Source organism: Candidatus Lokiarchaeota archaeon, from assembly GCA_014730275.1.
In the GTDB taxonomy this organism is placed as follows: Archaea; Asgardarchaeota; Thorarchaeia; order Thorarchaeales; family Thorarchaeaceae; genus WJIL01.
Genome location: WJIL01000013.1, coordinates 1 through 3,492, shown reverse-complemented (window position 1 = coordinate 3,492; position 3,492 = coordinate 1). Strand labels below are relative to the sequence as shown.

Annotated in this window: 2 protein-coding genes; both read right to left on the bottom strand. The window is 45.9% G+C overall.

The features are described from left to right. Window positions 1-672: 672 nt before the first annotated feature. Window positions 673-1,977: a nucleotide sugar dehydrogenase gene (locus tag GF309_01800; protein ID MBD3157498.1), complete on the bottom strand. Its 1,305-nt coding sequence runs from the start codon at window positions 1,975-1,977 to the stop codon at window positions 673-675. Between the two features lie 86 nt (window positions 1,978-2,063). Beyond that, window positions 2,064-3,281 (bottom strand): glycosyltransferase, encoded by a 1,218-nt coding sequence (locus tag GF309_01795; GenBank protein ID MBD3157497.1) that lies wholly within the window; start codon window positions 3,279-3,281, stop codon window positions 2,064-2,066. Window positions 3,282-3,492: the final 211 nt, after the last annotated feature.

Here is a 3,492-nt window from a genome sequence, read left to right as displayed (position 1 = left end):
TATGGTACGATGAGTTTGAAGCTACCACTCCTTGGGAATCCTCTCTGAAAGTAAACGGAAGCATTCCCGAAGGCACTTTGAGAATATTCTCCTATGCCAGAGGAGGCGTAGGCCAATTCTTTGTGAACGCTACAGCCGTAGAAAATGAATCCAGTCTAGCCGGGACATGGGCTGTATGGGAACGCGAGGTATATACATATGTTGAGCCACAAGACGAGTTTGTCGCGAGAATCTTGGTAAACTGGGATCCGACCTTTGAACGATATGCCGATGTTGCCATTAACTTCACAGGATCTGATGCCAGTGGAAACTCAATCAATGGAACGCTATTTCCCCGAAACTATTCACCCACAAATCTCACTTCTGTTCTTTGGAGACGCTCGCTGTTTAGACTCAGAAATGTGACATTCCCGGTCAGAATAGACAAACTTCGATTGGTTGTATATCCCTTGATGGCCAGATATATTGAGGTGAACATAGACACTATGTATCTGACAGAATACCGTCGAATAAACTCGATGTCATTCATCCTGATTCCTTTGCTTCTTGGACCTAACATATTAGCAATCTACCTGCTCTATGAATACGCATACGAAGAGGATGAAGATTTAGCGTAGCCTTTTGTCGGGGTTTCGACCGCTTATACCTCTTAGAGATGAGCTCCTGTAGTGCTCAGACGGTAAGGCCCAGATATCTTTCGACTTTTCCCTGAAGGTGGGGCACTTTGTTCCATGGATCTACTAGAATTATGTCTTCTAGGTTTTGGTCCTCCAGATTTTCAACGAGAGTATCATGGGGAACGGCTAACACGATAATTTCACATTGTTCAATCACATCTTCGAGACTGTCTGCCTTCTGCACCCCGAAATCTCTGTCAACATATGGATCGTATACTATCACCGTGTCTCCTGCTGATGTCAATAGTCGGAGTAGATCTACAGATGGACTGTTTCTTGTATCTGACACATTGGGCTTGAAACTAAGACCCAGAAGTCCAATGAAGCGTTTGACTGTCGAATCCTCAAGAATCACTTTCTGAATCCTTCGAAATACGTGAGAGGGCATACTCTCATTGACTTCTCTTGCCGCTGGTATCACCTTTGCTTCGGAATCGTTTTCTCTGGCGGAATCGACCAGAATCCACCCATCTTTTGGTAGGCAGTATCCACCTACCCCCAAGCCCGGTTTGAGCATCGATACTCTGGGATGTAGATTGGCCAATCTGATTACTTCTGTTACATCAATGGACATATCTGTGCAAAACTTGGCCAATTCATTGACGAATCCTATCTGAACATCCCTGTATGCATTCTCTGCAAGCTTTGCTGTTTCAGATACGGCAGCTGTTGTGGGATGTACCAATTCAGAATCGAATACCGTTTCGAGAAAGGCCTCACCTAATTTGGTCGAGTTCTCGGTTACCCCTCCTGCAAGCCTGTGATTTGTATCCATTTCCTTAACGACTTTTCCTGGTAGAACGCGCTCAGGACAATGCACAACCCAGAAGTCCTCATCTAGTATCATGTCACTTTCTTCAGCAAAGAGTGTAGCAAGCTTCTCTGTAGCACCAACAGGGACTGTACTTTCGACGAGAATCAGGCACCTCTTACACACCTGTTGACCAAGTTGCTTCACAGCATCCTGGAGGTACTTCAGCACAGCTCTGTTTTCTTGGTTTATGGGGCTTGGCAAACACAGAACGTAGATGTCGGAATCGCATATCGACTCGTATGACGCTGTTACATAAATCGAGTCCAAGTATTCATCTGCAAGCTCATCCAGCCCTTCTTCTTTCATGCGGATTTTTCCTTCTCCAAGTTCTGTAACAAGGTCCTCGTTCGTGTCTATTCCCTGTACATCTAACCCAGCTCTGGCGTAGAACAGTGCTGTCGGAAGGCCGATGTAGCCCATGCCTATAACACAGACTTTCGCTTTCTTTTTCTCGATTGAGATGCGAAGTTCATCATACTTGGTCAATAGGTGTATCTCCCGTGTGAATCGCTGAACCGGAACAGCATTGACTTAAAGATTCCTCAATGCCTAAACCTACTGTGAACTTGGACCTATTCAGTTTTGAGGGTTTTTGCATAATGTCTGAGGGTCCTGAGGGCTGCTTTTGGCCAGGATTCTCTTTTGGCATAGTTTCGATGTTTCTTACCAATTTGGTTTGCGAAACCCTTGTTTGACAGAATTCTGTTGACTGCATCTGCAAGAGCCTCAGTATCCTCTGCTTCGAATAGCACAACAGAGCCCCCTAGTGATCCCTTCATGTGATGCCCCACGTCGGCTGCAACAATGGGTGTTCCATAGGCTGCATAATTGTGAATGGGCCCGCTCGCTCCTACACTCTCAGTATACGGCACCAGTACAACGGAAGCCGCAGAAAAGTACAGTGGAAGTTCCTTCTCCGGTATGAACCGCATGTCAAACTGGACGTGGTTTTCAAGACCACGTTCATCAGTGAGCTCTCTTAGTTTTTGCAAGTATTTCTTGCCTTCCTTATCTTTTGGACGACCAGCAACAAGAAGAAGTGCATCTGGTCTCAGGTCGCGAAGTCTATCCATGGATCGGATGGCCAGTTCAATGCCCTTTCCTTCCCGAATGAAACCGAAAATTAACACAATTTCTCTGTCCTGCAGTCCAAGGCTTTCTGCAGCCTCTCTTTTGTCGTGGATTTCCACGTCTGCACGACAAGGGTGCGGTATTTCCAGAACCTTCGTTGGCTCAATTTCGTAGTGATGAAGAAACTGTTTTCTAAGTTCAGAGTTCATCGTCGAGGTACTCAACTGGATGCTTGTCGTTCCCCAATTCAGCAGTTTCATGTACAACTTGAATGCTGGACGAGCCAGAAAACGCAAGTGACTGAGGAATCCGTATTTCTCTACGCGTTCTTCCACCTGGCGTGGCATCCATGTACTGTGAAGCGTGATCGTAGTATCGATTCCAACCGCCCTTAGCAAGAGTAAGAGTAGTAGCATGGGTTCACCGAATAGACCCCCATAGATTTTTCCATGAGGTCCAAACTGAACGTGAACAAGATGCGGTCGGATTTCAGCAATTTCTTTCAGCAGCGTGAGAGGATAGAACAGGTTCCTCCCGTCCCATATCGATTTGCTTTCGATTCTCGCATTTGTTTTGTCAAGAGTGTCAGCTTCTTCTCCTGCTATGGCCGTTATTTTCAGGTCGGCTTTATTCACCAGTTCTTTGATTAACCTTGCAGTGTATGGAGATTCACCTGTCTCTTGCGGGGGAAGTGGCGAAATCATCACTACATGTAGCATTTGTTTCCTGTTGGGTCTATCAGGACATCTTGAAAAGGATTTCCAGCAAACCACCGTATTGCTTTCTTCCTTGTGGATATGAACCTCTGAGACAGCCTTTGAGGTTCAGCCGCTTTGCATCAAGGTGATTAGTTTACTCAGTTTTTCGTGCTAATTCCGCCTTCTTCGGTCCCTTCTTTGTTGACTTCCACCTCAAGAATTACTGCCTGCC

Coding starts and splice junctions, on each gene's coding strand:
- GF309_01795 (MBD3157497.1), bottom strand. CDS start 3,281: ATGCTACATGTAGTGATGATTTCGCCACTTCCCCCGCAAGAGACAGGT.